The following is a 5656-nucleotide window of genomic DNA, read 5'->3' on the forward strand; positions in this document are numbered from 1 at the left end:
GTGGAGGCCCTGCAACGCTTCCCGGTGATCAACGCCTCGGTGGACGGGGACGACATCATCTATCACGGGTATTACGACATCGGCATCGCGGTGAGCTCCCCGCGCGGTCTAGTCGTGCCGATCCTGCGCAACTGCGATCAGCTCAGCATGGCCGACGTCGAGCAGGGCATCGTCGCCTTCGGAGAAAAGGCGCAGACCGGAAACCTCAGCTACGAGGAGCTCACGGGCGGCACCTTCACGATCACCAACGGCGGGGTATTCGGCTCGCTGCTCTCCACGCCCATCCTCAACCCGCCGCAGAGCGCCATCCTGGGGATGCACAAGATCCAGGAACGCCCGATCGCGGACAAGGGCGAGATCAAGATCGCACCCATGATGTATCTGGCCCTAACCTACGACCACCGGATCATCGACGGACGCGAGGCGGTGCAGTTCCTGGTCAGCATCAAGGAGACCCTGGAGGATCCGGCGCGGTTGCTGCTGAGGATCTAAACCGCGCCCGGCGCGGTATGCGATGTTTTCGGATGGGATCGGCCCCGGCAGACTTGACGCCCGTCGGAGTCGGCGCGGTTTAAGGAGCCCGGAAACGGCTCAAAGACTTCTATCCCGAAACGACCGGCTGACCGAGCCATGCCACCCGGCACGATGCGCGGCACGCCCGTACCGCCGTCGCGGCGCTACTCGCCCCAACGGGCCATCAGCCGATGCGACACGCTCAGATGGTCCAGGATCCGGGCGACCATGAAATCGACGATCTGCTCGACGCGCGTGGGCTTGAAGTAAAACCCGGGATTGGCCGGCATGATGACCGCACCGGCGCGCGCCAGCCGCAACATGTTTTCCAGGTGGATGGCCGTGAAGGGTGTCTCGCGGATCACCAGGATCAGCTTGCGTGACTCCTTCATGGTGACGTCTGCCGCACGATCGATGAGCGAGGTCGACACACCCGCGGCGACGCTCGCGAGCGTACCTGTGGTGCAGGGGCAGATGACCATGGCGTCGGGCGGGTTGCTGCCGCTCGCGACCGGCGCGGTCCACTGCTGGCGACCGAAGACGCGCAGCTGTCCCGGTTGCGCCTTGAAATAATCCAGGAAGAAGGCCTCCGCCTCGGCCGGCCGGGCCGGCACCTCGAGATCGGCCTCCATCTTCAGCACGACCTGCCCGGCTTGGGAGATCAGAAGATAGACCCGCATCCCGGCGGCGAGCAGACACTCCACCAGACGCAGCCCGTATTGGGACCCGGAGGCCCCGGTCACGGCGACCGTGATCGTCTTGGGCCAGTCTCGAAGCGGCTCGGACATGCGCGTCCCCTCGTCCCTAGCGCGCCCGCGCCAGACCGTCCAAGAGCTTTTGGTGGATCCCGCCGAAGCCGCCGTTGCTCATGACCAGGACCTGATCGCCCGCACGACACTCGGCCACCACCGCGGCGGCAAGCGCGTCGAGATCCGCATGCACCGCCGCGCGCTGCGCAAGCCCGGCGAAGACGGCGGCGGCATTCCAACCCAGATCCGCAGGTGCGAAGACAAAGACCCGATCGGCCGCATCGAGCGAGGCGGCCAGCTCGCGATTGTGGACACCCAGACGCATGGTGTTGGAGCGCGGCTCAAGTACGGCGAGGATGCGCTGCTCGCCGACCCGACGGCGCAAACCCTGCAGCGTCGTCTCGATCGCCGTCGGGTGATGGGCGAAGTCGTCGTAGACACGCACGCCCGCGACCTCGCCGCGCAGCTCCATGCGGCGCTTCACCCCCTTGAACCGGCCCAGTGCGTTGATCCCGGAACCGACCGGGACACCCGCATGGCGGGCAGCAGCCAAGACGGCGAGCGCATTATTCACGTTGTGCAGCCCGGTCTGATCCCAATCGACCTCGCCCAGAGGGCGATCATCGAGCATCACTTCAAAACACGAGCCGTCCGGGACCAGCAGCCGAGCAGTCCATCGCCCCAGCTCGCCGAAGGACTCCCGCGGGGTCCAACAGCCCATCGCCAGCACCTGATCGATCGCCGGCTCGGCGCCTGGATGGACGATTAGCCCACGACCCGGGACAGTGCGCACCAGATGATGGAACTGACGCTGGATCTGACCGAGATCGTCGAAGATGTCGGCGTGGTCGAACTCCAGGTTGTTGAGGATCAGTGTGCTCGGTCGATAGTGGACGAACTTGGAGCGCTTATCGAAGAAGGCGGTGTCGTACTCGTCCGCCTCGACCACGAAGAAGGGCGCGGAGCCCAGCCGCGCGGACAGCCCGAAATCCAGCGGCACTCCGCCGATCAGGAAGCCCGGCGCGAGGCCGGCGTCCTCGAGGACCCAGGCGAGCATGCTCGCGGTCGTGGTCTTGCCGTGCGTGCCGGCCACGGCCAGCACCCAGCGATCAGCCAGGAGATTGTCGCGCAGCCATTCCGGACCCGAGCAATAGCGCAGACCGCGATCCAGCATGGCCTCGACGGCCGGAATGCCCCGTTTCATGGCATTGCCGACCACCACCACATCGGGCGCCGGCTCGAGGTGGCTCGGATCATAGCCCTCCATCAACCCGATGCCAGCCGCCTCGAGCTGAGTGCTCATCGGAGGATAGACGTTGGCGTCCGAGCCGGTGACCCGGTGACCGAGCGAGCGCGCCAGCAGGGCGATGCCGCCCATGAAGGTGCCGCAGATGCCCAGGATATGCAGATGCATGCTTGTTCGAGCTCCTCAGGCGCCGCCGAACGCGATGCCCATCAAAAGAACCACGCCGACCTTGAAGGCCACGGCGATCGCCGCGCCCTGACCGAGCGAGATCTGAAAGGTGTGGCGTAGGATATGGCCGGTCACCACGACGCTCCACACGAAGACCACCAGAAGCAGGAGCGCGCCGAGTGCGGCCAGATCGGTCTCTTGCGAGCCGGTGGGATTGAAGCTGAGCGGAATCAGGGCAATCGCACCGATCACGACCCCGCTGCCCAGAAGCGCCGTCCCGGACTGAATGAAGCGCGCATCCAGACGCATGAGGCGCAAGGCGACAAAGAGTGCCCCGAGCGTCATCGCAAGCTCGAAGAGGGTCTGCGCCAGGCTCGCGCCGATCGACAAATCGGCGACGAGGCCGATCATGACCCCGACGAGGAGACTGGCGACCGCCACGACGGCGAGGAGGATCTCCGAGGCCGGAAGATCCTGCGGGTTCCTGCGCAAGGCGCACAACTCAACGAAAAATAAGATCAAGGCCTGCACGGTCACATCCTTCGGCGAAACCTGTCCCAATCATAACCGCCCGAGTCGCTGCTGCGACAACCTTCAATCCGATCAAGCGTCGCTAGACCGCGAAGACGCAAAGCGCACGATGCCAACACCGAGCAGCACCATGGCCGCTGCGAGGACGATCGCCGGCGCGTTGCCGAGCCGAACATAGGGCGTCGCGCCGGCATAGGGCCGAACCTCGGTTGCGAAATCCCCGCGCACGAACGAGGGCACCGTCCCGACCACCCGTCCGCGCTGATCGATGATCGCCGAAATGCCGGTGTTGGTCGCACGCAGCAGATAGCGCCCGTTCTCGAGCGCCCGCATCCGCGCGATCTCGAGATGCTGATGCGGTGCGAGCGAATCTCCGAACCAGGCGTCGTTGCTGACGTTGATCAGGAACTCGGCCTCGGGCAACGCCTGCGAAACCTCCGCCGGAAAGGCGTCTTCGTAACAGATGGAGACACCCGCCAAGCGATCGCCTACCGCAAGCAAGGGACGTTCGGCGCTGCCGCGACTGAAGTCGGACATGGGGACCTCGAAGAGATCCACGAGCGGCCCGAGCCACGCCTTGAAGGGCATGAACTCGCCGAAGGGCACCAGGTGACGCTTGGCGTAGAGGTCCTCCCGACTGCCGATGCTGAGCAAGGCGTTGAAGTGACGCCCGGTGTCCGACTCCATGACCGGGATGCCGAGGACGATCTCGGTCCCCTCCTCTCGTGCGCGGGCGGCCATGGGCTCGACGAGGACATCGCGCACACGATGCAGAAAATCCGGGATCGCGGTCTCGGGCCAGACCACCAGATCGGCGTCCAGATTCCGCTCGGTCAGCTCCCAGTAGATCTCCATCGTCGAGACAAGCAGATCGGGATCCCACTTCATCGCCTGCGGGATGTTCGCCTGCACCACCGCGGCACGAAAGCTCGGCCCGGAGGGCGCGGTCCATGACACCTGCTTCAATAGCATCCCGCCGCCCCAGATTAGAACCAGCGCGATGGCAGTTGCAACGCGGCCCCGCCCGGACCAGCGCAGAAACCCCGAAATCAAACCCGCCGACAGCAGGATCAGCAGACCGACGCCGTAAACGCCGAGGATCGGGGCAAACCCTCCGAGCGGTCCGTCGATCTGGGTGTAGCCCAAGCTCAGCCAGGGAAAACCGGTGAACAACCAGCCGCGCAGCCAGTCGAGCAAGAGATAGAGACCGGGGAACAGAAGGAACGGGACCAGCCAGGCCGGCCCGCGATCCAGGCGTCGAACCAGCCAACCCAAGAGCCCGAAATAGAGCGCCATCGACGCCACGAAAACCCCGGTCAGCAGGTGCGCGACCCAGGTGTCCATGTTGCCGAACTCGTTCAGGCTGATCCGGATCCAAAAGACCCCGAAGCCCAGCAGACCGACGCCGAAGAGCCAACCCCTGAGAAAACCGATCCGAGGCGATGCGCCGGTCAGGGCGGCCAAGAACCCCAAGAGGCCGATCAAGACGAACGGATACCACCCGAAGGGCGCGAATCCGAGCACCGTGACGGCGCCGCTTGCGCAGACGAGCACGGCCGACAAAAGCGGGGAAAAGCGAGACGCCGGTGACAGCATGGGTTCACGCCTTGGGCTCGAGGATGACCGCGCGGGTTCTAACAGCCGAGGAGATCCGGGTCAAACTTAAACCGCGTCCGCTTGGAAATGCACCTCGTCGAGAGACGTCGACCTCGAATGCGCCTGAAGACGTCTCGGCAGACGCGGTTCAGTCATATCGCTCGTCCTTCCACTGCCGCAACGCCTTGAAGACCTCGCGGCCGGGGCGGAGCCGTTGCCCGGCCGCGCGCTCGGCGGCTTGGACGACCGCCGGCACGCGGGTGCGCAGGAAGGGATTGGAGGCCAGCTCAAGCGCGAGGGGCGACGGGACCGTGGGTAGCTCCATCGCCCGTCGTTTGCGGTCGGCCTCCATCCGCGCGCTCAACGCCGGACTGCCGGGCTCGACCCAGTCGGCGAACCCGAGATTCGCGAGCGTGTATTCATGCGCGCAGTAAACCCGGGTCTCGGGCGGCAGCGCGGCGATCCGATCCAAGGAATCGGAGAGCTGCTCGAAGGTGCCGTCAAAGACGCGTCCGCAGCCGCCGGCAAACAGCGTATCGCCGCAGAAGAGGCTGCCGGCCCCCAGGTAGGCGATGTGTGTCGAGGTGTGACCCGGCACCTCCATAACACGAAAATCCACGCTCAGGCCCTGCGGACGCACCACAGCCCCCTCGCTCAGCGGATCGGTCAGGTCGCGAATCCTGCGGTCGACGGGGCCATAGACGCGGGCATCCGGAAAGACCGACCGCAGCTCGCTCAATCCGCCGATGTGATCGCCATGGTGGTGGGTGACCAGGATGGCGGTGAGGATGCGATTCTCGGCGCGGAGGCGATCCAGAACCGGATCGGCATCGCCCGGGTCCACGACCACTGC

At 65.5% G+C, this 5656-nt stretch carries 6 protein-coding genes; 1 reads left to right on the forward strand and 5 read right to left on the reverse strand.

What is annotated here, in order from left to right; translation table 11 throughout:
* On the forward strand, window positions 1-492 hold a 492-nt coding region (locus VLR48_RS03815), incomplete at its 5' end, for a 2-oxo acid dehydrogenase subunit E2 (RefSeq protein ID WP_325290505.1).
* A gap of 185 nt (window positions 493-677) precedes the next feature.
* Here the strand turns inward: VLR48_RS03815 and VLR48_RS03820 are convergent.
* The 5 genes from VLR48_RS03820 to gloB all read right to left on the reverse strand — a co-directional run.
* The gene (locus tag VLR48_RS03820; RefSeq protein WP_325290506.1) at window positions 678-1301 is read right to left on the reverse strand and encodes a flavin prenyltransferase UbiX; all 624 of its coding nucleotides are present in this window, start codon (window positions 1299-1301) and stop codon (window positions 678-680) included.
* A 16-nt stretch (window positions 1302-1317) separates the two neighbouring features.
* Window positions 1318-2676 (reverse strand): UDP-N-acetylmuramate:L-alanyl-gamma-D-glutamyl-meso-diaminopimelate ligase, encoded by a 1359-nt coding sequence (gene mpl / locus VLR48_RS03825; protein WP_325290507.1) that lies wholly within the window; start codon window positions 2674-2676, stop codon window positions 1318-1320.
* A gap of 15 nt (window positions 2677-2691) precedes the next feature.
* The gene (locus tag VLR48_RS03830) at window positions 2692-3168 is read right to left on the reverse strand and encodes a hypothetical protein (protein ID WP_325290508.1); all 477 of its coding nucleotides are present in this window, start codon (window positions 3166-3168) and stop codon (window positions 2692-2694) included.
* Between the two features lie 111 nt (window positions 3169-3279).
* The gene (gene lnt, locus VLR48_RS03835; RefSeq protein WP_325290509.1) at window positions 3280-4803 is read right to left on the reverse strand and encodes an apolipoprotein N-acyltransferase; all 1524 of its coding nucleotides are present in this window, start codon (window positions 4801-4803) and stop codon (window positions 3280-3282) included.
* Between the two features lie 148 nt (window positions 4804-4951).
* Window positions 4952-5656, reverse strand: a 705-nt coding sequence (gene gloB / locus VLR48_RS03840) for a hydroxyacylglutathione hydrolase (protein WP_325290510.1), incomplete at its 5' end; no start/stop codon positions are given.

Origin of the sequence: Thiocapsa sp., from assembly GCF_035467215.1 — a bacterium.
In the GTDB taxonomy this organism is placed as follows: Bacteria; Pseudomonadota; Gammaproteobacteria; order Chromatiales; family Chromatiaceae; genus Thiocapsa.